The sequence below is a fragment of the Alcanivorax sp. genome (genome assembly GCF_017794965.1).
In the GTDB taxonomy this organism is placed as follows: Bacteria; Pseudomonadota; Gammaproteobacteria; order Pseudomonadales; family Alcanivoracaceae; genus Alcanivorax.
In genome coordinates, this window is sequence record NZ_CP051240.1 from 750,224 (window position 1) to 775,134 (window position 24,911).

Below are 24,911 nucleotides of genomic sequence, written 5' to 3' on the forward strand. Positions count from 1 at the left end.
TGTTGCGTGAAGCGTCAGGCGGCCGCGGAGCGGCAAAAAAACGCCCTGCAGTGCAGGGCGTTTTTTTTGTCCGCTTTAAGGCTAAACCTCGAAGTGGTCGTTCAGTTTCTTCGCCACCGGCGCCAGCTTGAGTTTGGCGAACTGGGGCAGGCCGTTCTTGTAGGGCGGGTAGGATTCACCACCGATCAGCGGGGCCAGATACTCGCGGGCAGAAGGGGTAATGCCGAACCCATCCTTGCTGATGAATTTTCGCGGCATGGCCTTTTCCACATTGGCCACTTTCTTCAGCGGCGCTTCGCCGATGGTCCAGCTGTATTTCTTGGTCTTCTTGCGCTCGATGGTGGGCATCACGGCGTTTTTGCCGGCTACGGCGAATTCCACGGCAGCGCGGCCAACCGCATAGGCCTGCTCCATGTCGGTGGCAGAACCGATATGGCGAGCAGCACGCTGCAGGTAATCGCTTACCGCCCAGTGATATTTGTAGCCCAGCTCGTCTCTCACCATTTGGGCGATCACCGGCGCCACGCCGCCCAGTTGTTTGTGACCAAAGGCGTCTGTGCTGCCCGCATCGGCAAGGAAGGTGCCGTCTTCATAGCGGGCACCCTCGGAGACCACGATCACGCAGTAACCGACTTTCTTCACGGTAGCATCCACCTTCTTCATGAAAGCGGCTTTGTCGAAAGCGATCTCCGGGAACAGGATCAGATGCGGAGCATCATCATTCTCTTCCTTGGCCAGACCCGCGGCGGCAGCAATCCAGCCGGCGTGACGGCCCATGACTTCCATCACGAACACCTTGGTGGAGGTGGCGCACATGCTGGCTACGTCCAGTGCGGCTTCACGACAGCTCACCGCGGTGTACTTGGCCACAGAACCGAAGCCCGGGGACACATCGGTGAAAGGCAGGTCGTTGTCCACAGTCTTGGGCACATGAATGGCCTGGATCGGATAGCCCATCTTTTCTGACAGCTGGGACACCTTCAGACAGGTGTCAGCGGAATCGCCACCACCGTTGTAGAAGAAGTAGCCGATGTTGTGGGCCTTGAACACCTCGATCAGGCGCTCGTATTCGCGTTGGGAGGTTTTCAGGTCCTTGAGCTTGTAACGGCAGGAACCAAAGGCGCCGCCCGGGGTGTACTTGAGCGCTTCGATGGCGCTTTTGCTTTCCTTGCTGGTGTCGATCAGTTCTTCGGTGAGAGCACCGATAATGCCGTTACGACCGGCGTAGACCTTGCCGATCACATCCTTGTTTTCGCGGGCGGCTTCAATAACACCGGCTGCGGAAGCATTGATGACAGCGGTAACACCGCCGGACTGAGCGTAGAAAGCATTTTTACGCGCCATGTGACAGACCCCTTGATTCGATTTGTGGGCATTCTAGCGAAGGCGGGGCGGAAACACACCCGATGTTGTCGGACGAAGGCGGAGTTGAAAGTTGAAAGTTGAAAGTTGAAAGTTGAAACGCGAGCTGGAGCGGTCTGTTCTGCCAGGCCTTGCCCGCGATTACCGGTAATGGCGCGGGTATGGACGATCAGAACCCTCAATCCCTCCCCGCGCTTTTAAACTTTGAACTTTCAACTTTAAACTGCTCCCCGTGCGCTTGCCTTTCCCTCCCGCTCTGGAAGAATAGCCCCCCATGAAAGCATTGATGACCTTGTTCTGGCGGCTGGCGATTTTTCGGGCCGGGCCGGAAGACACCCCTTATTCGCCGTCCATTCTGGCGGTGGTGTTGATGATCTGGACCGGCTTGCAGCTGACGGTTGGCCTGGCGCAGAGCAATGTGCCTGCGGCCCTGTTGCTGGGCAGTCAGTGGTTGGCACTGACTATCCTGCTGGTGGGCACCTTGGTGCTGCTGTCCTTCAAGGGCCTCACTGGCCGCTGGCTGCAGACCGCCACGGCACTGGTGGGAGTGGATGTGGTGTTGTCCATCGTCAATGTGCCGTTGCTGCTGGTGGGGATGCTGCTCGGCGGCGCCACCGGTGGGCTGGAAGTCTTCTACTTGCTGCTGGTCAGCTGGCAGCTGGCGGCCCAGGCCTTTATCTTCCACCGCGCCCTCAATGTGGGGCCCTTCCTCGGGTTGGCGATTTCCATGATGTTGCTGGTGGTCAGCTACGGCACCATTGCCACGGTGTTACCCGAAGTGATCGTCCCGGCGGGGTAGCGGCCTGGTGACGAGTTCCTGCTGAGGTTGCCTTTTGTGGCTATGGGCTGAGGTGGGGTGAGTTGAAAGTTCAAAGTTGAAAGTTTAAAAGCGCGAGACAGCTTCCTGGGTTCTGAAAGTCTGTACCCGCGCCATTACCAGTAACCGCGGGAAAGGCCAGGCAGAACAGACCGCCCCGGCTCGCGTTTCAACTTTGAACTTTAAACTTTCAACTGCTTTTCAATACCGCGTCAGATACTGGATCACCATCGCCGCCGCGGCGGTGCGGTTTTCAACTCCCAGCTTGCGGAAGATCTGTTCCAGATGCTTGTTCACCGTACGCGGGCTCAGTTCCAGAATCTGGGCAATTTCACGGTTGGTCTTGCCGTGAGCAATCCAGACCAGCACCTGGGCCTCGCGCTGGGTTACGTGCAGGGAATTCTTGAGAAGCTCCAGTTCCGCATCACTGTCGATATGCAGAAGCCTGAACAGGTGTTCGCCGGCTTCTGACTGGCCAAGGTAGCGAAGCTGCAGATTACCGGGCAGTTGATTGAGCTGCTGGCCGGGTTCCGGGCGATGGCGCAACCACTGGCTTACCTGATCCACCAACTGCGTCCGTTGTACGGCGGTCTTGTCCAGTAACTGGTCTACCTGGGGCGTGCCCCAGCGCCACTGCCCCTCGCTATCCGTGGAAAAACTGCTCTGCCCCAACCTGTCGAGGGCGGTGTGCGCGCTTTGGGTCATGCGTGCGTTATTCAGGTGCACGCGGATGCGGGCAATCAATTCGGTGGGTCTGACTGGTTTGGTGACATAGTCCACGCCGCCGGCTTCCAGTCCGCGCACTACATCGGTGCTTTCGGTGAGGCCGGTCATGAAGATCACCGGCACGGAGGAGAGTACCGGGTTCTGTTTCAGGCGACGGCAGGTTTCGAAACCGTCCAGGTTAGGCATGATGGCATCCATGAGGATCAGGTCCGGAGTCATCTTTTCGGCGATGCCCAGGGCCTGCTCGCCTTCCAGTGCCACCAGTGCAGTGATGCCGGCCTGGTCCAGCGCCTGATGAATCATGCCCAGAGAGTCCGGTGAATCATCCACTACCAGGATAAGGTCCTTGCGTTGTACGGCATTCATGAGGCGTTCTCCAGCAGGCGTATTACCGCCTGAAAATCAAACAGGGTCAGTCGGGAATCCAGATCCCGGGCCAGAGAATCCGGCAGTGTGCCCTGGTCTCTTGCGGTGTCCAGGCGTTCACGCAGTGCGCTGAGATGACCGATTTCGGCCAGTGCCAGTAGTTCATCGCGCAGTGCCGGGCTCAGGGCGATGTCCGGTTCAGCCACGACAGGTATACGCTGTTGTGGCGCGCTGCTCTGATGCAGCCAGTTGAGCCCGAGCTGGCGGGCGAGGCAGTCCACCAGCGCATTCAGCTTGAAGGGTTTGGTGAGATAATCGTTGTGCAACCCATCGGGGATGTCGGGCTGGTTTTCCCGGGCGTTGCCGGACAGCATCACCAGGGGGCCTCGATAGCCCTGGCGACGAATATGCTGGGCGGTTTCCCAGCCATTCATACCGGGCATGGAAATATCCATGAGGATCAGGTCCGGGGCAAAATGCCTGGCCAGTTGCATGCCGGTTTCCCCATCCGGGGCTTCGGTGACGATGAAACCCAGTGGGCTGAGCAGATCGCTGATCAAGCCGCGATGGGAGGGGTCGTCGTCCACCACAAGAATGCTTTTACGCTCGCCGGTATAACCAATCACCGGGCTTCGTTCCGGGGCCACCGGGTCCGGACCGTTGAGCCGCGAGAGCATCACTGACAGGCGGAACTCACTGCCCTGGCCGGGGATGCTGCTCACCTGGATGTCTCCCCCCATGATATCGGCCAGCAGCTTGGTGATGGTAAGGCCGAGTCCGGTGCCGTGGACACTGGGCATACCGGGTTTTCTCACCCGTTCAAAGGGCCGGAAAATCCGTTGCAGGTCTTCCTCATCAATGCCGACCCCAGTATCGGTGATGCTGAATTCTGCCACCTGGTTGCGGTAGCGGAAGGTGAGGGTGACCTGCCCTTCACGGGTAAACTTGATGGCGTTGGAGAGCAGGTTGATGAGAATCTGCCGCAACCGTTTTTCATCGGTAGTTACCCAGTTGGGAATCGGGCTCTTGCTGCGAAATTCAAATCCGATGCCTTTCTCTGCTGCCTGTAGCTGGAACATGGTGACCAGCTCATCAATCAGTTCCGGTACACAGACCTGATTGCGGTATAGCTCCAGCCGGCCCGCTTCAATCTTGGAAATTTCCAGCAGTCCCTCGATCAGGTCAGAGAGGTGTTCGGTGCTGCGGCGAATGGCGCCGATGGCATCACGGCGGTTGTCAGGGATGGTCGGGTCCTGTTCCAGCAACTGGGCGTAACCGAAGGCGGCATTCAGCGGCGATCGCAGCTCGTGGCTGAGCCCCGTGAGATAGCGGCTCTTGGCCTGGTTGGCGGCTTCCGCCTGTTCCTTGGCTTTCTGTAGCTCCCGGTCGGTCTTGTCGTGGGCCTTGATTTCTTCCATCAGCATACGGGTCTGCCGGCGACTTTCTTCCTGGGCCACTACCCGGCTTTCATGGGCCAGTACGAACAGCCAGGCTATCACTCCACTGATAATGATCAGGATGGCGAATACCTTTGTCAGGGTGTCAGCCATCAGGCTTTGTACCAGTGGATCACTGACCGGGATCTGGTAATACACCAGGGCCAGGAAGCCGCTCATGATCAGGGTGATGGTGATCAGCAGACCCAGGAAGTGACCCAGTCGTGAGCGCAGTTGATTGATGAGCGGGGCGGGAAGCAGTCCGCCCACCCACACCATCATCTGTTCGGAGACGCGTGCATGCTCCTTGCAGCTGTCATTGCAGCGTGCATCCAGCGAACAGCACAGCGAGCAGATCGGGCCGTTATAGGCGGGACAGAAGGCCATGTCTTCCCGGTCGAAGGTGTGCTCACAGATACAACAGGCGTGGCCTTCCAGTTCCCGGCTGGAGTCCGGGGTGCGGGCAATGTAATAACGGCTGCGGGTAAGCACGGCCAGCAGGGGAGTGGTGATGAAGGTGCTGGCCAGGGCAATGAAAGACGCAAGTGCATGGACCGTTTCCCCCCACAGTCCGGTCATGGCCACCAGGCCGATGCCGGTAGCAATCAGCATGGAGCCGAAGCCCACCGGATTCAGGTCGTAGAGATAGGCGCGCTTGAACTCGATGTGTTTGGGGCTTAGCCCCAGTGGCTTGTTGATCACCAGGTCTGCTACCAGTGCCCCCATCCAGCCAACGGCGACCATGGCGTAGCTGCCAAGGATGGATTCGAACGCCCGGTAGATCCCGATTTCCATCAGCACCAGGGCAATCACCACATTGAACACCAGCCATACCACCCGGCCGGGGTGACTGTGGGTCAACCGGGAGAAGAAGTTGGACCAGGCAATGGAGCCGGCGTAGGCATTGGTCACGTTGATCTTCAGTTGGGACAGGATCACGAAGATCCCGGCCAGCGCCAGTAGCAGGGTGGGATTGGTGGTCACGTGACTGAACGCCACCAGATACATGTGCATGGGTTCCTGGGCTTGCTCGAAGGGCAGGCCGTGGTAGAACGCGAGCACGGCAAGAAATGAACCGGCCAGCAGTTTGAGCACTCCGACGATGGTCCAGCCAGGGCCACCACTCAACAGTGCCAGCCACCAACGGATGCGCTTGCCCTTGCTGGCTTCCGGCATGAAGCGCAGGAAATCCACCTGCTCACCGATCTGGGCCACCAGCGAGAACAGCACCGTGGCCCCGGCACCAAACATGACCAGGTTGAAGCCGCCGGAGGCGTTATTGAGACCGTCAAAGGCTGCCCAGCGAGGCAGGGTGGAGGGGTCCTGGAGCAGAATAAAAACGAACGGCAGCAGTTGCAGAAACACCCAGGCTGGCTGGGTCCAAAGCTGGAAGCGGGTGAGGGTGGTGATGCCGTGAATCACCAGTGGAATGGCCACCAGCGAACTGACCAGATAACCAATGGTGGGGGGAATATCGAACAGGATCTCCAGCGCCATGGCCATGATGGCCGCTTCCAGGGCAAAGAAGATGAAGGTGAACGAGGCATAGATCAGGGAGGTGAGGGTAGAGCCCAGGTAGCCAAAACCGGCACCACGGGTAAGCAGATCGATGTCCACGCCGTAGCGCGCGGCGTAGTAACTCACCGGCAGGCCGAGCAGGAAGATGACTGCCATGACAGCGACACAGGCAGCCACCGCATTGGTGAACCCATAGTTGAGGGTAATGGCGCCACCGATGGCTTCCAGTGCCAGGAAGGTGACAGCCCCGATGGCCGTGCCCGCCACCCGGCCCGCGGACCAGCGTCGCGCACCCTTGCCGGTAAAACGCAGGGCGAAATCTTCCAGGGTCTGGTTGGCGACCCATTGGTTGTAACTCCGGCGTACCCGGAAGATGCGCTGCTCAATGGCCATGTCTGTACCGTTGTCGGCAGCGGAGGTCCGTTTCGCAGATGCCGTGGAGGGTGCCCCCCGGGCCGCCATGCCCGGTGGAAGGGGGTAAATCGTGAACAGGATTCGTCCTGAATGGGCTATGCATAGATCGTGCCTGCGTGTATACGCGCATTACGTTAGGCCGATTCCGGGGTACGGGGTATGCGTCAAATGACGTAGTGCGATGGCGCAATCACCGAATGGGCGCCGGGGGGGCAGATTTCCATACTCGTTGGCGAGGGACACGACGTGCTTCCCGTGAATTTCGCTGATGAGGGGTAAACCATGAAATTGAGCAAAACCCAAACGTCCACCCGTCGGTCGTCCTGGACGCGCCGGCACCTGCTGGGGGGCTTGATGGCGCTACCTGCGCTGTTCGCCCTGTCCAATACCGCGCTGGCCAGTGATGTGAACACCACTGGACTGGCAGTGACCGATGACACCGTGAAGGTAGGTATCCTGCACTCCATCACCGGCACCATGGCCATCAGTGAGACCGGCTCGGTACAGGCCGAGAAGCTGGCCATTGAACAGATCAACGCCTCCGGCGGTGTGCTGGGTCGCCAGATCGAATACATCCAGGAAGATGGCGCCAGTGACTGGCCCACCTTCGCTGAGAAATCCCGCAAGCTGTTGGTGAACGACAAGGTGGCCGCGGTATTTGGCTGCTGGACGTCCGCTTCCCGTAAAGCGGTACTGCCGGTGTTCGAGCAGTACAACGGCATGCTCTATTACCCGACCTTCTATGAAGGCCTGGAACAGTCTCCCAACGTGATCTATACCGGTCAGGAAGCCACCCAGCAGATTCTGGCCAGCATCGACTGGCTGAAAAAAGAGAAGGGCGCCAAGACCTTCTACCTGCTCGGCTCTGACTACATCTGGCCACGTACCTCCAACAAGATTGCCCGCAAGCACATCGACAAGCTGGGCCTGAAAGTGGTGGGCGAAGAGTACTACCCGCTGGGCCATACCCAGTTCAACTCGGTGATCAACAAGATCAAGCTGAAGAAGCCTGATGTGATCTTCGCTTCCGTAGTGGGCGGTTCCAACGTGGCCTTCTACAAGCAAATGAAGGCTGCCGGTATTGACCTGACCAAAGAGAAGCCGCTGCTGCTGACCATCTCCGTGACCGAGGATGAAATCCTGGGTATTGGCGGTGAGAACGTGGAGGGCGCCTACGCTTCCATGAAGTACTTCCAGAGTCTGACCAACGACAACAACCAGGCGTTCGTGAAAGCGTTCAAGGAACGCTGGGGTGAGGACATCGTGATCGGTGACGTGACCCAGGCTGCCTACCTCGGCCCCTGGCTGTGGAAAGCGGCTGTCGAGAAAGCCGGTTCTTTCGATATCGAAAAGGTTCAGGCCGCGTCTCCGGGCATCGAGCTGACCACTGCGCCTGAAGGCTATGTACGCATCCACGAGAACCATCACCTGTGGTCCAAGGCACGTATCGGCCAGGCTCAGACCGATGGTCAGTACAAAGTGGTTTATGAAACTGAAGAGCTGATGGAACCGGACCCGTTCCCGGAAGGCTACCAGTAAGCACTTGCGTTAACCGACGCCCAGAACATCGGGCGTCGGCTTTTCCTTCAACGAATTTTTTCCTGTCTTGCCGACTTTCCTGATCGCAGTAAGCCAATCACTGTTTGGGAGTACCTGCCATGTTCGCTGACTATTCCATGACGGAGCTGATGTCCATCTTCGCCATGCAGGGGTTTGCCGGCCTGTCGCTGTTTTCCATCTTCGTACTGATGGCGCTGGGGCTGGCGATTATTTTTGGGCAAATGGGCGTGATCAACATGGCCCATGGTGAGTTCATGATTCTGGGTGCCTACACCACGTATCTGACTGCCCAGGTATTTGAAAGTGTCATGCCCGGTTTATACGGGGGTTATTTCTTTGTGGCCATGTTATTGGCCTTTGTTGTCACCTTTGCGCTGGGGGCATTGGTGGAATGGCTGATGATACGACATCTCTATCATCGACCGCTGGATACCTTGCTGGCCACCTGGGGCCTGAGCCTGATTCTGCAACAGACCTACCGTAGCGTGTTCGGTGCCCGTGAAGTGGGGGTCAGCCTGCCTGACTGGATGATGGGCTCCATTGCGGTGACCGACCTGGTGGAAATTCCCATCAACGGTCTGTTCGTGATGGTGCTTTCACTGCTGATTGCCTTTGCCGTTTATCTGCTGATGTTTCGTTCCGGTTGGGGCCGCCAGGTCCGTGCTGTGGTGCAGAATCGCCCCATGGCAGAAGCGGTGGGCATCGACAGTGGCCGGGTTGACCGGGTCACCTTCGCACTGGGTTGTGGTATCGCCGGTATTGCTGGTAGCGCCTTCACCATGATCGGTTCCACCGGCCCGACGTCCGGTCAGCTTTATATCGTGGATACCTTCCTGGTGGTGGTCTTCGGTGGCGCACAGAGTCTGCTTGGCACCATTGCCTCTGCCTTCACTATCTCCCAGGCCCAGTCCACCATGGAGTTCTTCCTGAGTGGTTCCATGGCCAAGGTACTTACCCTGCTGTTTGTGGTCGGCATTCTGATGCTGCGCCCGCAAGGTTTGTTTGCCCTGAAAGTGCGTCGCTAGGAGGCTGCCATGAAAGCGAATCTTTTCATCGAATGGTTGAAGTCCCGCGAGGGCATCTATTACGTGCTGCTGGCCGTCCTGCTGGTAGTGATTTTCCCGCTGGCGCTGGATTCATTCCGCCTCAATATGGTGGGTAAATACCTGACCTATGCCTTCGCGGCACTGGGGCTGGTGTTGTGCTGGGGACGCAGCGGTATTCTCAGTCTGGGGCAGGGGATCTTCTTCGGTCTGGGCGGTTATTGCATGGCCATGTTCCTCAAGCTGGAAGCGTCCAGCCCGGAGAATACGGCGATTCAGTCCACCCCGGGGATTCCCGACTTCATGGACTGGAACCAGCTCACCGCGCTGCCGTGGTTCTGGGAACCCTTCCACAGCTTCTCCTTCACCCTGATTGCGGTGCTGGCAGTGCCGGCGTTGCTGGCCTTGATCATCGGCGTAGCCATGTTCAAGCGACGTGTGGGTGGCGTGTACTTCGCCATCATTACCCAGGCCATTGCCGCCATCCTGACCATTCTCATCATCGGTCAGCAGGGCTTCACCGGGGGCGTTAACGGGATTACCGATCTGCGTACCCTGATGGGCTGGGATATCCGTACCGACGAAGCCAAGACGCTGCTCTACTTTGTCTGTGTGGGCATGTTGTTTGTCTGCCTGATCGTGGGTGCCTGGGTAATGCGCAGCAAGCTCGGTCGCATTCTTCTGGCCATGCGTGATCAGGAAGACCGGGTGCGTTTCTCCGGCTACGACGTGGCTTCCTTCAAGATCTTCGTGTTCTGCCTGGCCGCCATGTTCGCCGGTATCGGTGGCGCCATGTTCACTCTGCAGGTGGGCTTCATGTCCCCCTCGTTTGTGGGCATCGTGCCTTCCATCGAGATGGTGATCCTGTGCGCAGTGGGTGGCCGGAATTCCCTGCTGGGCGCGATCTATGGTGCGCTGATCGTGAATGCGGCCAAGACCTTCTTCTCCGAATCCTTCCCGGAGTTGTGGTTGTACGGTCTGGGTGTGCTGTTCATTGCTGTGGTGCTGGCCTTCCCGGATGGCCTGGCGGGGCTCTACCGCCGTTATGTGATGCCGCTGGAAAGCAAGTTGCCCTCGTTGCTTCGTCGTGACAGCGACAAAGCGCAAGACCTGCCTGTGGAGGAAGCCAAATGAGCCCGAGCAATAACGATTTCATCCTTGCCGTGGAAGGTCTGACCGTGTCCTTCGATGGTTTCAAGGCGGTGAATGATCTGTCGCTTTATCTGGAACCGAAAGAAATCCGCGTGATCATCGGCCCCAACGGGGCCGGCAAGACCACGGTGCTGGACCTGATTTGTGGCAAGACCAAGGCCACTGAGGGTTCCATCAAGTTCCAGGGAAAAGAGCTGACCAAAATGAGCGAGCACAACATTGTGCGCGCCGGTGTCGGTCGAAAGTTTCAGAACCCGTCCATCTATGAAGACCTTACCGTGTTTGAAAATCTGGAAGTGTCCTATCCCGCCGGGCGCTCGGTGGTGGGGGCGCTGGCATTCAAGCGTGATGCACAAGTGGTCGAGGCCGTCGAAGAAGTGGCGGAAACCATTTTTCTCACCGACATGCTCCACCAGGAAGCCGCCCTGTTGAGCCATGGTCAGAAACAGTGGCTGGAAATCGGCATGTTGCTGATTCAGAAACCGGATCTTCTGATGCTGGATGAGCCGGTGGCTGGCATGTCCGTGGCGGAGCGAAAAAAGACTGCGGAGTTACTGCGGGTGATTACCGAAAACCACACCGTGCTGGTGATTGAGCATGACATGCAGTTTGTGGGTGATATCGCCGACCGGGTGACGGTGATGCATCAGGGCAAGGTGTTGTCCGAAGGCTCCATTGATCACGTCAAGCAGGATCCAAAAGTCATCGAAGTCTATCTGGGACACTGACGCTTACGCGAGGTACGGACTATGTTGAATGTATCAAATCTGCAGGTGGCTTACGGGCAGAGCACCATCATCAGCGACATGAACCTGAACATCGCGGAGAACGAAATTGTCGCGGTGGTCGGGCGAAACGGCATGGGCAAGACCACGCTGATGAAGTCCCTGATCGGGATGGAAAAAATGCGTGGCGGCAAGACCGAGCTGGATGGCCAGGATCTTTCCTCCCTGAAAAGTTTTCAGCGCGTTAAGGCAGGACTGGGTTTTGTGCCCCAGGGGAGAATGATTTTCCCGACCCTCACCGTCAAAGAAAATATCGAAACTGGCTTGGCCGCCGTCGGTGAAAAAAAAGTGCCGGAAGATCTCTATGAGTTGTTCCCGGTATTGAAGGAAATGCAGAACCGCCGCGGCGGCAACCTCTCGGGCGGCCAGCAACAGCAGCTGGCTATCGCCCGCGCCCTGGCTACCCGCCCCAAGGTACTGCTGTTGGATGAACCCACCGAAGGCATTCAGCCCTCGATCATCAAGGACATGGCCAAGACCCTGAAACGCATCCGTGACGAGCGCGGGTTATCCATCGTGGTATCTGAGCAGGTGCTGAGTTTCGTGATGGATGTGGCCGACCGGATTCTGGTGATCGAGAAAGGCAAGATTGTCCACGAGGAAAGCGGCGACGATGTGAATCAGGAAAAAATTGCGGCCTACCTGGCGGTGTAACACCGCCAGCGTTTTCCAGGGAGCCTCTGAGCGCGCAAGGAGTTGATCAGAGCTCCCCTAACGTATTCAGGAGAGAGAGATGCGACACGGGGATATTTCCAGCAGTAACGATACCGTTGGCGTGGCGGTGGTGAACTACAAGATGCCGCGTCTGCATACCAAGGCAGAAGTCCTGGACAATGCCCGCAAGATTGCCGACATGATCAAGGGCATGAAGCAGGGGCTGCCGGGGATGGATCTGGTGGTGTTTCCGGAATACAGCACCATGGGCATCATGTACGACCCGGATGAAATGATGGAGACCGCCGCCACGGTGCCCGGGGATGAAACCGCCATCTTTTCGGCAGCTTGCCGGGAGGCCAACACCTGGGGGGTGTTCTCCCTCACCGGTGAGCGGCATGAGGAGCATCCCGCCAAGGCGCCCTACAACACCCTGGTGCTGATCAACAATGAAGGCGAGGTCGTCCAGAAATACCGCAAGTGTATTCCCTGGTGTCCCATTGAAGGCTGGTACCCAGGTGATACCACCTACGTTACCGAAGGCCCCAAGGGCATGAAGATCAGCCTGATCATCTGTGATGACGGTAATTACCCGGAGATCTGGCGTGACTGTGCCATGAAGGGCGCTGAGCTGATTGTCCGTTGCCAGGGCTACATGTACCCGGCCAAGGAGCAGCAGGTGATGATGGCCAAGTCCATGGCCTGGGCCAATAACTGCTATGTGGCGGTGGCCAACGCCAGTGGTTTTGACGGCGTCTATTCCTACTTTGGTCACTCCGCAATTATCGGCTTCGATGGCCGTACGCTTGGGGAATGCGGCGAGGAAGATATGGGTATTCAGTATGCCCAGTTATCCGTCAGCCAGATCCGGGATGCCCGCGCCAACGACCAGTCCCAGAATCATCTGTTCAAGTTGCTGCACCGTGGCTACACCGGTATGCATGCCTCCGGTGATGGCGACAAGGGCGTGGCCGACTGTCCGTTCGACTTCTATCGCACCTGGGTGATGGATGCGCAGAAGGCCCAGGAAAATGTGGAGGCCATGACACGCTCCACCGTCGGTGTGGCGGAATGTCCGGTGGGTGAGTTGCCCGTTGATGGGAAAGAGAAAACGGCGGGTGGTTGATGCCCTTCATCAATGAGCAACTGACTGCCAATCAGGAGGCGGCAGACCGGCAGCGCTGGTCTGTCGATCCCGGTCGCCAAAGCCGCTTTGTGTTCGACCCGGCTGATGTAATGGCTCGCCTGCGGGCGCGCATCGTCGGCCAGGCGCACGTGCTGGATAGCATCGACAACATGCTGCAGGTGCTCAAGGCGGATATCAGTGCAGCGGATCGGCCGTTGACTGTGCAGCTGTTTGTCGGGCCTACCGGTGTTGGCAAGACAGAAACCGTCAGACTGCTGGCTGAGGCAATACATGGCAGTGTTGATGCGGTCTGTCGCATCGATATGAGTACCCTGGCCCAGGAGCACTACGCAGCCTCACTGACAGGCGCACCACCAGGTTATGTGGGTAGCAAGGAAGGGCAGACCTTGTTTGATGTGGATGCCATTGCCGGCAGTTTCAGCAAACCGGGTATCGTGCTGTTCGATGAACTGGAGAAGGCCAGCCCGGAGGTGGTGCGGGCCCTGTTGAATGTGCTTGAACGAGGACGTTTGAGATTAAGTGCGGGCAACCGGGAAATTGATTTCCGCAACAGCCTGATCTTTATGACCAGCAATGTGGGTGCCGCTCAAGTGTCCCGGTTGAGTCGGCAGCAGCAGAAACGCTGGTGGAGCTGGGGCAACGCCCGACAGCAGATCCACGATGTGGTAGATCAGGCCCTGCACCAACGCTTTGATCCCGAGTTCCTCAACCGTATCGATAACATTATTACCTTCAATCCCCTCGACAAGGATCTCAGTGAGCAGCTGCTGGATATCGAGCTGGATCGTCTCAATCGTCTTTTGCAAAAGCGGAAGGTGGTGTTGAGTCTGGGGGAGGGCGCCCGACGGCATCTTTGTCGTTCCCTGGATGCCCGCTTTGGTGCCCGGGAAATGGCCCGCCGGGTCCGCAATGAACTCTCCCCGCCGCTGGCCCGGGTGATGCTGGATTACCCCCAGGCAGATACCTTTGAGGCACGACTGGAGGGCGGGGCACTGATCGTGATTCCGGTGTAGGGACGCTGGACGCAGGATGCCTGATGCATAAAAAGCCCGTCCGGTAACCCGGGCGGGCTTTTTATGCATCGGTCAAACATTCGCTATACCCCGCTGTAGCAGCGAGCCTGCTCGCGATCCGAGCCCAAGCGGGGTAAGGATTCCAGAATCATATCTCGAAGATCAAAACCCAAACCGCATTCCATGCTTCAGTTCTGCCTTTCGAAACTCGCTTCTCGTTACTCGAAACTCATTACCTCGCTTAGGCTCGGATCGCTTGCAGGCAAGCTCCCACATTGTTCCTCTGTCGCCCCTTCTTTCGCGTGTTGCATGTTGCGTGATGCAGCCGCAGCGCGGCCTTCAATACGTCAAATGACGTAGCCCGAGTGGGACATGGGCGAATGGTGGGTGTGTAAGGAATTGCCGATAGTGATTCAGCAACGTCGGGGTCTCCTGCAACGACAGCAGGCCCCCTTGGTTAAACCGGAGGAGAGCTGACCATGGCTGAAACGATTATCAAGATCGATCTGAACCAATCGCCTTACGAAAACGAGAACATCCACAACCGCTGGCACCCGGATATTCCCATGGCCAAGATGGTCAAACCGGGTGACGATTTTATCCTCGAATGCCATGACTGGACCGGTGGCCAGATCAAGAATGATGACAGCGCCGATGACGTGCGTGATGTGGATCTCACCCAGGTACACTTCCTCACCGGTCCGGTGGGCGTGGAAGGGGCCGAGCCCGGTGACCTGTTGGTAGTAGACATCCTTGATATCGGTACCTTTGAAGAAAGCCAGTGGGGCTTTAACGGTTTCTTTTCCAAGCAGAACGGCGGTGGCTTCCTCACCGAGCACTTCCCGGAGGCGCAGAAGTCCATCTGGGATTTCAACGGCATGTTCACCAAGTCCCGACATATTCCCAATGTGGAATTCGCCGGCCTGATCCACCCCGGCCTGATCGGTTGTCTGCCCTCCAAGGAAATGCTGGACGAGTGGAACACTCGCGAGAAAGAACTCTATGACACGGAACCGGATCGTGTGCCAGGCCTGGCCAATCTGCCCTATGCCGACACCGCCCACATGGGCAAGCTGTCAGGCGATGCCAAGGCCAAGGCGGCCGCTGAAGGCGCCCGCACCGTGCCGCCCCGTGAGCATGGCGGTAACTGTGATATCAAGGATCTGTCCCGGGGTTCCCAGGTGTATTTCCCGGTCTACGTGAAAGATGCCGGTCTGTCCGTGGGCGACCTGCACTTCAGTCAGGGCGACGGTGAAATTACCTTCTGTGGTGCCATCGAAATGGCAGGGTGGATTCACCTGCGCGTGAACATCATCAAGGGCGGCATGGAGAAGTACGGCATCAAGAACCCGATCTTCAAACCCAGCCCCATGGCGCCCAAGTATGACGACTACCTGATCTTCGAAGGTATCTCCGTGGATGAGGAAGGCAAGCAGCATTATCTGGACGTGCATGTGGCCTACCGTCAGGCCTGTCTGAATGCTATCGAGTATCTGAAGAAATTCGGTTACACCGGGGCCCAGGCCTATGCGTTGCTCGGCTGTGCACCGGTACAGGGGCATATCAGTGGCGTCGTGGATGTGCCCAATGCCTGTGCCACCCTGTGGTTGCCCACGGACATCTTCGACTTCGATATCAAGCCGGGGATGGACGGGCCACAGCACAGTGTTGCCGGCAGCACCGACGTGCCGCTATCCAAAGACAAGTAACGGATAAGGGAGCTGATCATGCCGCTTTATGACTACAAGTGTGCCGAGCACGGCCTGTTCCACGACCTGGTGCCCATGCAGGCCTCCGGTGAATGCGCCCCCTGTCCCACCTGTGGTGCGCTCTCCGCACGGGTGATCATGGTGGCGCCGGAAGTGCTGGACATGGCCCCGGAACGTCGCCAGGCCTTCGAACGCAATGAAAAGGCAGCCCATGAGCCTCGTCATGGCAACGAGCACTCGGAGAAAGAGCAGGGCTGCTGTCATCACAAGCGCAAATCCAAGCTGTTCTACACGGCGGAGGGCAACAAGATGTTCCCGTCAGCACGGCCCTGGATGATCAGCCATTGATTGCTATTGATCTACGGCAGTAAGGCGCCAACGGCGGTTAACCTTCCCTTGCGGGCAACTGGATGTTGCCCGTTTTTTTTGCCGCTCTGTGGCTGCTGCCGCAAGGCCTTCAAACCGTGAATCCCGCTTTAGGAGCTATTCGTTCGGCAAGCCGAATCTCCCACAAGGATACGCAGCCCGTATCAGGTAAATCACTAACCCCGTGGGAAGTTCAGCTTGCTGAACGAAAGCGACACCTGACTAGAGCGTCTTTCCTCAGAAGCTCCCCACCGGCTTCACGCTTTTCGCAACTCATGACTCGAAACCCGCCTCTTTCCCTGCCAAACCCGAACCCGGGTCTTCACCTGACGCGGGGGAGCCGTTAAGGTTCAGGGATTCACAGACAGGCGCGATCTCCATGCATATTCATATTCTCGGTATCTGCGGTACTTTTATGGGCTCTCTGGCCCAGCTGGCCAAGGCCCAGGGCCATCGGGTTACCGGCAGCGACCAGAACGTTTATCCGCCCATGAGTGACCAGCTGGAAGCGGCAGGTATCGAGCTGATTCAGGGTTATGACCCGGCCCAGCTGGACCCGGCACCGGATCTGGTGGTGGTCGGTAATGCCCTGAGTCGTGGCAATCCGGCGGTAGAGGCAGTGCTGGACAAGGGACTGCCCTATACCTCGGGTGCCCAGCTGCTGGAAGAAGTGGTGCTGCCTGGTCGTTGGGTGTTGGCCGTGGCGGGCACCCATGGCAAGACCACCACCAGCTCCATGCTGGCCTGGGTGCTTGAACATGCTGGGCTCAGCCCGGGTTACCTGATTGGCGGTGTGCCCGGTAACTTTGGTGTGTCCGCGCGGCTGGGCGAGACGCCATTCTTTGTGGTGGAAGCGGACGAATACGACACCGCCTTCTTCGACAAGCGCAGCAAGTTTGTTCACTACCGCCCGCGCACCGTGATTTTGAATAATCTGGAATTCGACCACGCGGATATCTTTGCCGACCTGGCCGCCATCCAGACCCAGTTCCATCACCTTATCCGCACCATCCCCTCCACCGGGCGAATCATTCTTCCCCATGGTGAAGCGGCGCTGGAAGAGACGTTGGAGAAAGGCTGCTGGAGTGAGGTGGAGCGATTCGGTGAGGAAGAATCGCTGGGCTACCGTCTCGACAAGGCCGATGGTTCCAGCTTTACCGTGCTGGAAAACGGCCAGCCGGTGGCCCAGGTGAACTGGGGGCAGACTGGCCGTCACAGCGTTAACAATGGCATGGCAGCTCTGCTGGCCGCCCGCCATGTGGGTGTCACCCTGGCCGATGGCGCCGCCGCGTTGAGCGAATTTGTGGGCGTGAAGCGTCGTATGGAATTGCGTGGCGACGTGGAGGGTGTGCGTATCTATGATGACTTCGCCCATCACCCCACGGCTATTGCCACTACCCTGGAGGGGCTGCGCCGCAAGGTGGGCGAGGGCCGCATTCTTGCCATCATCGAACCGCGTTCCAACACCATGCGCATGGGGAGCCATAAGGCGGCCCTGGCCGGTAGTACCGTGTCTGCGGACGAGGTGATCTGGTATCAGCCGCCGGGACTGGACTGGTCGCTGGATTCCGTTCTGGACGAATCCACGGTGCCGTCGTCAGTGAGCGAGTCACTGGACGACATCATCGCCCGTGTTGTTGCCCACAAGGGGGAATCCCTGGATGTGGTGGTGATGAGCAATGGCGGCTTTGGCGGGATTCATCAGAAGTTGCTGGATGCGTTGGCGGATTGACGCGGCACGCTTCACGCAACACGCATCAACACGGGATGGCTTATTGTGTACTGGCAGGCCGTGCCCGCGTTTCAATGACCTCCGCCTCTGATCTGTGTCAGTTTTTCAGTCGGGTCGGGGTTGGAGTTGAAAGTTCAAAGTTTAAAGTTGAAAGGCGCGGCATGGCATTGGAGGAATCCTCAGCGTCGCGCCCGCGTACAAACCTGTAATCGCGGTGGGGGCTCTCAGTCAAGAAGGGCCTGTGTCGCGCTTTTGAACTTTAAACTTTGAACTTTCAACTGCTTTTGAGGGCTTGCCATGTTCTGGTCTGTGTTCTGGGCGTCTGCCCATTACCTGGGTATTCTGGTGCTGTTCGGTTGCGTGTACGGCATGCTGCTGTTCTGGCGGACGCAGATCAATGAGTACAATTTCCGTACCCTGCTGTGGCTGCATGTGGCCTATTGGGTATCATTGCTGGTAGTGCTGGCCAGTGGGCTGGCGCGGGCCGGGTGGACCGAGAAGGGGATGGCGTTTTACATGGCCAACCCCTGGTTTCACGCCAAGGTGACCGTGTTTGTGCTGATAATCTTTCTTAGCCTGTATCCGCTCAAGCTCATGCGAGCCTGGCGAAAGACCGCTGAGGGGGATACGGTGCCGCCGGTTATCCCTGAACTTCAGAAAACCCTGCGCCGTACCCTGGTAGCCGAAATACACTTGATATCGTTGATGCCGATTTTCGGTGCCTTGATGGCCCGCGGTGTCGGAATGGGATGACTATGAGCAAACGCGTCACGCTGGCGTTTACCGGGGCCTCCGGTGCACCTTACGGATTACGACTGCTGCAGTGCCTGTTGCAGGCAGACTGCGAAGTGTTTGTGATTCTGTCCAAGGCGGCGCGCATCGTGATTGGCACGGAGACCGAGTTGTCCCTGCCTGCCGGTACTGGCAAGGCCGAACAGGCTTTGCGTGAATGGGTGGGTACCGATAAGGGTAGGCTGGTGGTGTGTGGTCTGGAGCAGTGGACGGCGCCGGTGGCGTCCGGCAGTGGTGCTCCCGCTGCCATGGTGGTGTGCCCCTGTTCCACGGGCACGCTGTCGGCCATTGCCAGTGGTGCCAGCGACAACCTGATCGAACGGGCTGCGGATGTGGCCATCAAGGAAGGCCGCAAACTGATTCTGGTGCCCCGCGAAACCCCGTTCTCTGCCATTCACCTGGAAAACATGCTCAAGCTTTCCCGCCTCGGCGTCACCATCATGCCCGCCGCCCCCGGTTTCTATCACGAGCCGCAAAGCGTGTCGGATCTGGTGGATTTCATGGTGGCACGATTACTGGATCATCTCGGCGTCGAGCAGACCCTGGTAAAACGCTGGGGGGAGTGAAGAATCAGCTACAAGCTACAAGCTACAAGCTACAAGCTACAAGCTACAAGCTACAAGCTACAAGCTACAAGCTTGGACTGTGGATTGGGTAAAACCAAAAAGTTCCCGACCTCTCTCATTTCTACGAAGCCGCTGTAGGAGCACCACTTGAGGTGCGAACCGAGCGACAGCGAGGAACTATCGGTTTTCCTCACAGCTCACAGCTCACAGCTGCCTCTCACCCCACCAGCAAATGCCCCACCAGCCCCAACGCAAACCCTGCCACAGCACCCTGTGCCGGCGCCCAGGCGCGTTTCAGTGGTACTTGCGGGGCGATGTCCTGGAAGATCAGGTAGAGAATCCCGCCACTGGCAAACAGCATGATGCCGCCAAGTATCACGGGCATCTCCACCAGGATGGCAAAACCCAGCCAGGCGCTGAGGGGGCCGAGCAGGGCAAGGCCGGTGAACGCGAGGATGATCCGGTTCGGCGCCAGACCGCCGCCATCACGAATTTCCCGATAGGCGTTGAAGCCTTCAGGCAGATTCTGCAGGCCAATCAGGAAGGCCAGCAGGAAAGCCTGGCCGCCTCCCACTGCCAGGGCTGCCCCCAGGGCGATGGCCTCCGGGACGAAATCCAGCAACATGGCCAGCAACTGGGACATGGCGCCGCCCCTGGCGGCCAGCGCCCGGTCGATCACCATGAATGCCAGACCGCCGCCAACGAACAGCAGGGTGGCAGAGACCGGGGTATGGTGCTTTGCGCCTTCCGGTACCAGTACCAGTGCCACTGCAGCCAGCAGGGCCCCGCCGCCAAAGGCGATCACGGTATGCCTTACTTCCTGGCGAAGCCAGTCCCGTGCAATGTGTTGTTTCACCGCCAGCAAGGCGCCGACGGCCATGCTCAGGCCAGCAGCGAAGCTCAGCAGTAAAGCCAGGTAAAGAGGGTTCATCCGCGGTCCTTGTGGAATGATGTTGTGCGGCGGGGGAGCCGGCCTGTCTTCGCAAAATACGGTCAGACAGGCTCGGGATCAACTGTTGTTGAGGTTGTAGTTCACCGGCACGGTGATGTTCACCGGGATGGTGTCCAGCTCCCGTGGCGGGGCTTCAAAGCGCAGCCGTGAGAGCAGTTCCAGCGTCGCCCGATCAAGGATGCGGCTGCCGGAGCTGTTGGTCAGTGCCACATTTTCCGCACGGCCACTGGCGTTGATGGCGAAACTGATCTTCACCGTGCCTTCCTGGCGACGCATGCGGGCCCTGTGAGGATACTGCTTGTTGTTTTCAATGGTGTTACGCACCTTGGCCAGGTAGCGCTTGAGCAGGGTGTCGTTGTCACCGCTGCGATCGGCGCCTTTGCCTGGATCGCCGGCTATCCCCTTGGCCCCTTGCTGTTGATTCTGCGAGGCGGTCTGTTGTGCTGTTTCCAGTTCCTTGTCAGTGGGTTCAGCGGGCTCCTGCACGACCTGCTCCACCGGTTCCGGTTTGGGCTCAGGTTTGGGCTCGGGCTTTTTGACCACCGGTTTCGGTTTGGGTTTCGGCTTGGGCTTGGGTTTAGGCTTTGGTTTGGGTTCCGGCTTGGGTTGCGGTGCCGGTTTGGGGGCCACAGTGGGAGCCGGTGCCGGCGGCGCTGACAGATTGATTGCGATTTCGGTGACCCCGGGCTGGGCCGGGCGCCCGCCGGCCAGAGTGAGAACCCCCACAGTGACCAGAATGCTGGCGTGGACAAAAATGGAAAGGCCCCAGGCCAATAGCGTGCGTGTGTTCATGGCTGCGTGTCCTCCCCCTTGCTGGCGGGATCATCCTGGGTGACCAGGCGCACCTGTTCCACGCCCAGCGCCTGCAGGGTTTCGAGACGCTGACGCAGTGACGCCATGCTGATACCGCCGTCCGCCAGCAGGCGCACTTCCGCATCCTTCACCTGATTACCGGTGTCCTCATCGGTGATAACCGGCAGATCCTTGATCAGCTCGCTGAGCTCAGCTTCGGTCAGCGGAATGTCGCTGTCTTCGGCAAACCACTGGCCGTCGGGCTTGAGTACCAGCAATAGTTTTTCTCTTGCTTCCTTGCCATTGGCGACCTGGCTGACCGGGGTCTCGACCGATACCGTCGGGCGCTTGGCCAACTGGCCGGCGAGCATGAAAAAAATCAGCAGCAGGAACACCACGTTGATCAACGGCAATACCGGCTCCAGCGGCGGGCGTCGGCTGTTATTTTCCATGATCATCATGGCAGCAGCTCCAGTTGTACATCACGGGCTCCGGCGGCCTTGATGTCATCCACCGCCCGCAGTGCCTGTTGCAACGTGGCCTCAGGGCTGACGGTGACCCAGACTTTCTGGCTGTGGTGTTGTTCCAGGCGGTCGGCAATGGCGGCAGGGGTAAAGCTGACGCCATTGAGAATCAGGGCGCCATCGGCCTTCACTTCCACGACCAGCCATTCGTCCTGCTGATCTGCATTGCTGTCTGCGGGCTGCACATTAACGGGCAGATCATTGAACTGCCCGAAGCGGGTGGCCAGCATGAAAAAGACAAGCAGAATGAACACCACATCAATCAGGGGTGTCAGGCTGATGAACGGGGCGCGATGGCGTTCCGGTTCAATATGCATGCGATACCGCCGGCTCGCTGTCATCGACGGGTTCGGCGTCTACCTTGATATTGCGGACCACTTTCAGACGGGAAAGACGATCCTGCATCTTCTCCCGGCACTGTTCGATGTTGCGATCTGCCCAGTGAAAGGCGGCCAGGGTAGGAATGGCCACGGTCAGGCCGGCGGCGGTGGTCAGCAGCGCTTCCCAGATACCGCCGGAGAGAATCGACGGGTCTACCTGGGAACCGGCGGTTTCCAGGGCCTGGAACGCGCCGATCATGCCAAATACGGTGCCCAGCAGACCCAGCAGCGGGGCAATGGCGCTGATCACTTCCAGTACACGCAGGCCGCCGCGCAGGTCATCCAGAGCAGAGCGGGCCAGCCGCAGGCACTCTTCCTGCCAGGCGGCTTCTTCCAGTTTGCGGTTGTTCCAGCATTGCCAGATCACCCGGTCAACCGGCGTAGACAGCTTGCCGGGCTTGCCGGGTTGCTGGCCCTGGCGCAGAGCGTTGAGCAGCTGATCCGCCTGGCGGGTGCTGCCGGGACGTACCCGGGCAAAGTGGAGGATCTTGGAAATCAGGGTAGCCAGGGCCACTACAGATAGCAGGGCCAGTACCCACATGGTGGCGCCACCACTGACAAACCATTCCGGCAGCTGCAGGGAAAGAGGGGGCATGGCGAACTCCTGTGGGACCTTTGCGGTTCATGTCTGGGTGAAAAAACGCGCACGACTTTGCCGCACCGGGATGACAGTCTTGTGTCAGAGGGTGCGATGGGCTCAGGGGCCCGTTCAACAAAGTGGCTTGAATAAGGTTCGCGATGTTAGGCCCGAAATCGACTTAATGCAAGTCATTCTTATTTGCGGTAAGACAATCCGGCGATGGGGCGGCGAAGGACTCTAAAGGCGGTACTGCCTGAGGCAAGGCCCGGAAAGCCTATCGCTACCGGGCCTCCACAGGCAGGGGGCTTACTTGCGCAGCAAGCGGTAATTCAGGTTGCTCTTGATCAGCTCACCATTCTTGTCCAGTTGCTCTACCGCGTTCACCGCATCGCGCAGATACTGACGGGTTGCATCGGGGGTCTCCGGGTTGATGGTGTACAGCTCCATCTGGCGCTCATCCTGAACCCGGGTGTCCTGGCTCCAGTCGCCCCGTTCCACGGTGGTCAGCCCGACCTTGGAGCCTTGCAGGTATTCTTCGCGCAGCTGGAATCGGGTGGGAGCATCAAACTGGTCACGGTACAGCGTGAGGGTGGTACGAATACCTGAGCAATCGGCGCAGGGTAGCATGCCGCTGTATACCACCTTCTGGGCGGTTGGGTTGATCACCACAGGTTCTTCGTTTGCGGCTTGCTGTGATTGGCAGCCTGCCAGCAGGGCCACCGTGGTGATACCGGCAAACATGATCTTCTTCATTGCTTCACTCCCTTGAAAAGTCACCACATTGTAAGCCCTTGGGGCGAGGCTATGCGCAGAAAACCGGTGTTTTTAACCCTTTTTAGCAATCTCTGGGGTATCGATTGAGTCGCAGGTATGAGGTTGCAGGCCGTAATCCAGCAACGCCTTCAGAGGGCGGTCGGGGGCGTAGCGGCTATCATCATGGTGATACCGCAGGCCTGAAAGATAGTGACCGCAGAGCATCACGCCGGAAAAGACCAGGAAAAAAAGCAGCAGGACCATGTCACCAGTATCCAGAAAGGGGTGCCATCAAGACTAGAAGGCCTGTTGCCGGGGCTCTGTGGCCGGTTTGTTTAGGCGTTGTTACGGTCTTGTTGCGTGGCGGGGGTGACGTGAAAAAGCACGGAAAGTGGCTGCCGGGTTTGTGGATCCATGGGTTCGTCCATGGTGACGAGCCGGCCATGCTTCTGTAGCAGCGCAATCCAGCTGGACAAGGGGCGGAAATACCAGGGTGGCGCCTCTCCCATGGTGTGGCTTTCGTGGTCCAGCCCCTGCCATTGACTGTCTCTCCAGCCTTCGCGGTAGTCGCCCTGACAGGCGCTGAGAGGGTGCAGGGTCTGTATCAGCAGGTGGCCGTTGGCGGGCAGCAGGGTCAGCAGTGAGGCCACCAGGCGATGCACGGACTGGTCACCGAAGAGTGCGAAGTTGCATACCGCGACATCGAACTGGCTGCCTTCCAGGGGGCCGGGCAGGTCGTCGTACTCGAGGCACAGGTAGTGGCTGTACGGGTCGTGCTTGCGGGCGGTGCTGAGCAATGGGGCCACAGCATCCACCCCAGTCATCTCAATGCCCTGGCTGGCCAGTGAACGGGACAGCCAGCCTTCGCCGCAACCCACATCCAGAACCGTGCGCGGTGACTTGGCCAACACCGCCTGTTCTATGGCCGGGTTGGTAATGGCTCGGCTGGCGGGTGGCTGCCGCTCCAGTAGCCGTTGCCAGTGGCCGGCGCTGTCCTGCCAGCGTTGTACTACCTGACGTTCCGGGTCACTGGGCGCGGCGGGAGACGAAGCCACAGCGATCAGGTCAGTGGGGTCAGCGGGCCGGCCGCCTCTACGGCGCGCTGCCAGGCGGGGCGAGACTCCACCTGTGCCAGGAACCGTTTGATCGATGGCAGCTTGTCGGTGTTGGCCCGTGCACTGGCTGCCTGCAAGGGAAAGCTCATCATGATGTCGGCACTGCCTGGGGTGTCACCGGCAAACCAGGTGTGGCTGGCCAGATGCTGCTCGATGATTTCCAGATGCGTCTGTAGCTGTGGGTCCAGAAAGCCATCGATGACTTTGCCGCTGATGCCTTTTGCCACGGGTTTCACAAAGAACGGCATGGGGGAGCGGGGAATATGGCTGAAGATCAGTTTCATCACCAGCAGGGGGGTCAGGGACCCTTCAGCGTAATGCAGCCAGTAGCGTTCCTGTTGCCAGCGCGGATCATCGGCGGGGATCACCCAGTCCGGAGCCCCATAACGATTGGCAAGGTATTCAATGATGGCCCCGGACTCGGCAATCACGGTGTCGCCATCCGTGATCACGGGGGATTTGCCCAGCGGGTGGATCTCGCGCAGCTCGGCAGGGGCCAGCATGGTCTTGCTGTCGCGCTTGTAATGTTTGATGCGGTATTCCAGCCCCAGTTCTTCAAGCATCCAGACGATGCGTAGTGAACGGGAATTCTCCAGATGATGGACTGTGATCATAGTGATTGATCCGGGTATGAAAAAAGACGGTCAGCGCCCTGTA

The 24,911-nt window shown here is 58.6% G+C and carries 25 protein-coding genes; 13 read left to right on the forward strand and 12 right to left on the reverse strand.

Annotated features, from left to right (window positions below; translation table 11 throughout):
• Window positions 1-81: 81 nt before the first annotated feature.
• A complete protein-coding gene (locus tag HF945_RS03330) occupies window positions 82-1,344 on the reverse strand; it encodes a 6-phosphofructokinase (protein WP_290524338.1) in 1,263 nt (420 codons plus the stop codon).
• A 292-nt stretch (window positions 1,345-1,636) separates the two neighbouring features.
• Here HF945_RS03330 and HF945_RS03335 point away from each other — a divergent pair, with 292 nt between their 5' ends.
• Complete coding sequence (locus tag HF945_RS03335) at window positions 1,637-2,161, forward strand: hypothetical protein (RefSeq protein WP_290524339.1); 525 nt, start codon at window positions 1,637-1,639, stop codon at window positions 2,159-2,161.
• A gap of 219 nt (window positions 2,162-2,380) precedes the next feature.
• Here the strand turns inward: HF945_RS03335 and HF945_RS03340 are convergent, their stop codons facing one another.
• Window positions 2,381-3,271, reverse strand: coding sequence for a DNA-binding response regulator (locus HF945_RS03340; protein WP_290524340.1), 891 nt, complete (start codon window positions 3,269-3,271; stop codon window positions 2,381-2,383).
• Window positions 3,268-6,618 carry an ATP-binding protein gene (locus HF945_RS03345; protein WP_290524341.1) on the reverse strand — a complete coding sequence of 1,117 codons (3,351 nt, stop codon included), beginning with the start codon at window positions 6,616-6,618 and terminating at the stop codon, window positions 3,268-3,270. The genes HF945_RS03340 and HF945_RS03345 overlap by 4 nt, the downstream gene beginning before the upstream one ends.
• Before the next feature lie 303 nt (window positions 6,619-6,921).
• Between HF945_RS03345 and urtA the strand changes: the two genes are divergently transcribed.
• From urtA to HF945_RS03405, 12 genes are all read left to right on the forward strand, one after another.
• Entirely contained in the window at window positions 6,922-8,178 is a 1,257-nt protein-coding gene (gene urtA / locus HF945_RS03350) for an urea ABC transporter substrate-binding protein (RefSeq protein ID WP_290524342.1), read from the forward strand.
• Window positions 8,179-8,297: 119 nt separating this feature from the next.
• On the forward strand, window positions 8,298-9,224 hold the full coding sequence (urtB, locus tag HF945_RS03355) for an urea ABC transporter permease subunit UrtB (RefSeq protein ID WP_290524343.1): 927 nt from the start codon (window positions 8,298-8,300) through the stop codon (window positions 9,222-9,224).
• A 9-nt stretch (window positions 9,225-9,233) separates the two neighbouring features.
• Window positions 9,234-10,376: an urea ABC transporter permease subunit UrtC gene (gene urtC / locus HF945_RS03360; RefSeq protein ID WP_290524344.1), complete on the forward strand. Its 1,143-nt coding sequence runs from the start codon at window positions 9,234-9,236 to the stop codon at window positions 10,374-10,376.
• Window positions 10,373-11,122, forward strand: coding sequence for an urea ABC transporter ATP-binding protein UrtD (gene urtD, locus HF945_RS03365; protein WP_290524345.1), 750 nt, complete (start codon window positions 10,373-10,375; stop codon window positions 11,120-11,122). The genes urtC and urtD overlap by 4 nt, the downstream gene beginning before the upstream one ends.
• Before the next feature lie 21 nt (window positions 11,123-11,143).
• Window positions 11,144-11,833 (forward strand): urea ABC transporter ATP-binding subunit UrtE, encoded by a 690-nt coding sequence (gene urtE / locus HF945_RS03370; RefSeq protein ID WP_290524346.1) that lies wholly within the window; start codon window positions 11,144-11,146, stop codon window positions 11,831-11,833.
• A gap of 79 nt (window positions 11,834-11,912) precedes the next feature.
• Window positions 11,913-12,959 carry an aliphatic amidase gene (locus HF945_RS03375; RefSeq protein ID WP_290524347.1) on the forward strand — a complete coding sequence of 349 codons (1,047 nt, stop codon included), beginning with the start codon at window positions 11,913-11,915 and terminating at the stop codon, window positions 12,957-12,959.
• Window positions 12,959-13,993, forward strand: a complete 1,035-nt coding sequence (locus HF945_RS03380; RefSeq protein WP_290524348.1) for an AAA family ATPase — start codon at window positions 12,959-12,961, stop codon at window positions 13,991-13,993. The genes HF945_RS03375 and HF945_RS03380 overlap by 1 nt, the downstream gene beginning before the upstream one ends.
• A 479-nt stretch (window positions 13,994-14,472) precedes the next feature.
• On the forward strand, window positions 14,473-15,702 hold the full coding sequence (gene fmdA / locus HF945_RS03385; RefSeq protein ID WP_290524349.1) for a formamidase: 1,230 nt from the start codon (window positions 14,473-14,475) through the stop codon (window positions 15,700-15,702).
• A gap of 18 nt (window positions 15,703-15,720) precedes the next feature.
• The gene (locus HF945_RS03390) at window positions 15,721-16,050 is read left to right on the forward strand and encodes a zinc ribbon domain-containing protein (protein ID WP_290524350.1); all 330 of its coding nucleotides are present in this window, start codon (window positions 15,721-15,723) and stop codon (window positions 16,048-16,050) included.
• A gap of 397 nt (window positions 16,051-16,447) precedes the next feature.
• Window positions 16,448-17,800 carry a UDP-N-acetylmuramate:L-alanyl-gamma-D-glutamyl-meso-diaminopimelate ligase gene (mpl, locus tag HF945_RS03395; protein WP_290524351.1) on the forward strand — a complete coding sequence of 451 codons (1,353 nt, stop codon included), beginning with the start codon at window positions 16,448-16,450 and terminating at the stop codon, window positions 17,798-17,800.
• 297 nt (window positions 17,801-18,097) lie between these two features.
• Window positions 18,098-18,553, forward strand: a complete 456-nt coding sequence (locus tag HF945_RS03400; RefSeq protein ID WP_290524352.1) for a DUF2214 family protein — start codon at window positions 18,098-18,100, stop codon at window positions 18,551-18,553.
• Window positions 18,554-18,555: 2 nt separating this feature from the next.
• On the forward strand, window positions 18,556-19,158 hold the full coding sequence (locus HF945_RS03405; protein WP_290524353.1) for a flavin prenyltransferase UbiX: 603 nt from the start codon (window positions 18,556-18,558) through the stop codon (window positions 19,156-19,158).
• 217 nt (window positions 19,159-19,375) lie between these two features.
• Here the strand turns inward: HF945_RS03405 and HF945_RS03410 are convergent, their stop codons facing one another.
• The 9 genes from HF945_RS03410 to HF945_RS03450 all read right to left on the reverse strand — a co-directional run bounded on the left by HF945_RS03410 (window position 19,376) and on the right by HF945_RS03450 (window position 24,868).
• A complete protein-coding gene (locus HF945_RS03410) occupies window positions 19,376-20,089 on the reverse strand; it encodes a divalent cation transporter (RefSeq protein WP_290524354.1) in 714 nt (237 codons plus the stop codon).
• Window positions 20,090-20,167: 78 nt separating this feature from the next.
• Window positions 20,168-20,902 carry an energy transducer TonB gene (locus HF945_RS03415; protein WP_290524355.1) on the reverse strand — a complete coding sequence of 245 codons (735 nt, stop codon included), beginning with the start codon at window positions 20,900-20,902 and terminating at the stop codon, window positions 20,168-20,170.
• Window positions 20,899-21,363: a biopolymer transporter ExbD gene (locus tag HF945_RS03420; protein WP_290524356.1), complete on the reverse strand. Its 465-nt coding sequence runs from the start codon at window positions 21,361-21,363 to the stop codon at window positions 20,899-20,901. Before HF945_RS03420 ends, HF945_RS03415 begins: the two co-directional genes overlap by 4 nt.
• Complete coding sequence (locus HF945_RS03425) at window positions 21,360-21,743, reverse strand: biopolymer transporter ExbD (protein WP_290524357.1); 384 nt, start codon at window positions 21,741-21,743, stop codon at window positions 21,360-21,362. Before HF945_RS03425 ends, HF945_RS03420 begins: the two co-directional genes overlap by 4 nt.
• A complete protein-coding gene (locus HF945_RS03430; RefSeq protein WP_290524358.1) occupies window positions 21,733-22,401 on the reverse strand; it encodes a MotA/TolQ/ExbB proton channel family protein in 669 nt (222 codons plus the stop codon). The genes HF945_RS03425 and HF945_RS03430 overlap by 11 nt, the downstream gene beginning before the upstream one ends.
• 291 nt (window positions 22,402-22,692) lie before the next feature.
• The gene (locus HF945_RS03435; RefSeq protein WP_290524359.1) at window positions 22,693-23,139 is read right to left on the reverse strand and encodes a copper resistance protein NlpE; all 447 of its coding nucleotides are present in this window, start codon (window positions 23,137-23,139) and stop codon (window positions 22,693-22,695) included.
• 72 nt (window positions 23,140-23,211) lie between these two features.
• Window positions 23,212-23,403 carry a hypothetical protein gene (locus HF945_RS03440; RefSeq protein ID WP_290524360.1) on the reverse strand — a complete coding sequence of 64 codons (192 nt, stop codon included), beginning with the start codon at window positions 23,401-23,403 and terminating at the stop codon, window positions 23,212-23,214.
• A 71-nt stretch (window positions 23,404-23,474) separates the two neighbouring features.
• On the reverse strand, window positions 23,475-24,194 hold the full coding sequence (locus tag HF945_RS03445) for a methyltransferase domain-containing protein (protein ID WP_290524361.1): 720 nt from the start codon (window positions 24,192-24,194) through the stop codon (window positions 23,475-23,477).
• A 5-nt stretch (window positions 24,195-24,199) separates the two neighbouring features.
• Window positions 24,200-24,868, reverse strand: coding sequence for a glutathione S-transferase (locus HF945_RS03450; RefSeq protein ID WP_290524362.1), 669 nt, complete (start codon window positions 24,866-24,868; stop codon window positions 24,200-24,202).
• Between the last annotated feature and the right edge of the window lie 43 nt (window positions 24,869-24,911).

Excerpts from the sequence above, each read along its gene's own strand:
- HF945_RS03420 (WP_290524356.1), bottom strand. The coding sequence starts at position 21,363 with ATGATGATCATGGAAAATAACAGCCGACGCCCGCCGCTGGAGCCGGTA.
- HF945_RS03345 (WP_290524341.1), bottom strand. The coding sequence starts at position 6,618 with ATGGCCATTGAGCAGCGCATCTTCCGGGTACGCCGGAGTTACAACCAA.
- fmdA (WP_290524349.1), top strand. The coding sequence starts at position 14,473 with ATGGCTGAAACGATTATCAAGATCGATCTGAACCAATCGCCTTACGAA.
- HF945_RS03330 (WP_290524338.1), bottom strand. The coding sequence starts at position 1,344 with ATGGCGCGTAAAAATGCTTTCTACGCTCAGTCCGGCGGTGTTACCGCT.
- urtC (WP_290524344.1), top strand. The coding sequence starts at position 9,234 with ATGAAAGCGAATCTTTTCATCGAATGGTTGAAGTCCCGCGAGGGCATC.
- HF945_RS03400 (WP_290524352.1), top strand. The coding sequence starts at position 18,098 with ATGTTCTGGTCTGTGTTCTGGGCGTCTGCCCATTACCTGGGTATTCTG.
- urtE (WP_290524346.1), top strand. The coding sequence starts at position 11,144 with ATGTTGAATGTATCAAATCTGCAGGTGGCTTACGGGCAGAGCACCATC.
- HF945_RS03430 (WP_290524358.1), bottom strand. The coding sequence starts at position 22,401 with ATGCCCCCTCTTTCCCTGCAGCTGCCGGAATGGTTTGTCAGTGGTGGC.
- HF945_RS03440 (WP_290524360.1), bottom strand. The coding sequence starts at position 23,403 with ATGGTCCTGCTGCTTTTTTTCCTGGTCTTTTCCGGCGTGATGCTCTGC.
- HF945_RS03340 (WP_290524340.1), bottom strand. The coding sequence starts at position 3,271 with ATGAATGCCGTACAACGCAAGGACCTTATCCTGGTAGTGGATGATTCA.
- HF945_RS03335 (WP_290524339.1), top strand. The coding sequence starts at position 1,637 with ATGAAAGCATTGATGACCTTGTTCTGGCGGCTGGCGATTTTTCGGGCC.
- urtD (WP_290524345.1), top strand. The coding sequence starts at position 10,373 with ATGAGCCCGAGCAATAACGATTTCATCCTTGCCGTGGAAGGTCTGACC.
- HF945_RS03435 (WP_290524359.1), bottom strand. The coding sequence starts at position 23,139 with ATGAAGAAGATCATGTTTGCCGGTATCACCACGGTGGCCCTGCTGGCA.
- HF945_RS03405 (WP_290524353.1), top strand. The coding sequence starts at position 18,556 with ATGAGCAAACGCGTCACGCTGGCGTTTACCGGGGCCTCCGGTGCACCT.
- HF945_RS03415 (WP_290524355.1), bottom strand. The coding sequence starts at position 20,902 with ATGAACACACGCACGCTATTGGCCTGGGGCCTTTCCATTTTTGTCCAC.
- urtA (WP_290524342.1), top strand. The coding sequence starts at position 6,922 with ATGAAATTGAGCAAAACCCAAACGTCCACCCGTCGGTCGTCCTGGACG.
- HF945_RS03390 (WP_290524350.1), top strand. The coding sequence starts at position 15,721 with ATGCCGCTTTATGACTACAAGTGTGCCGAGCACGGCCTGTTCCACGAC.
- mpl (WP_290524351.1), top strand. The coding sequence starts at position 16,448 with ATGCATATTCATATTCTCGGTATCTGCGGTACTTTTATGGGCTCTCTG.
- HF945_RS03410 (WP_290524354.1), bottom strand. The coding sequence starts at position 20,089 with ATGAACCCTCTTTACCTGGCTTTACTGCTGAGCTTCGCTGCTGGCCTG.
- HF945_RS03380 (WP_290524348.1), top strand. The coding sequence starts at position 12,959 with ATGCCCTTCATCAATGAGCAACTGACTGCCAATCAGGAGGCGGCAGAC.
- HF945_RS03450 (WP_290524362.1), bottom strand. The coding sequence starts at position 24,868 with ATGATCACAGTCCATCATCTGGAGAATTCCCGTTCACTACGCATCGTC.
- HF945_RS03425 (WP_290524357.1), bottom strand. The coding sequence starts at position 21,743 with ATGCATATTGAACCGGAACGCCATCGCGCCCCGTTCATCAGCCTGACA.
- HF945_RS03375 (WP_290524347.1), top strand. The coding sequence starts at position 11,913 with ATGCGACACGGGGATATTTCCAGCAGTAACGATACCGTTGGCGTGGCG.
- urtB (WP_290524343.1), top strand. The coding sequence starts at position 8,298 with ATGTTCGCTGACTATTCCATGACGGAGCTGATGTCCATCTTCGCCATG.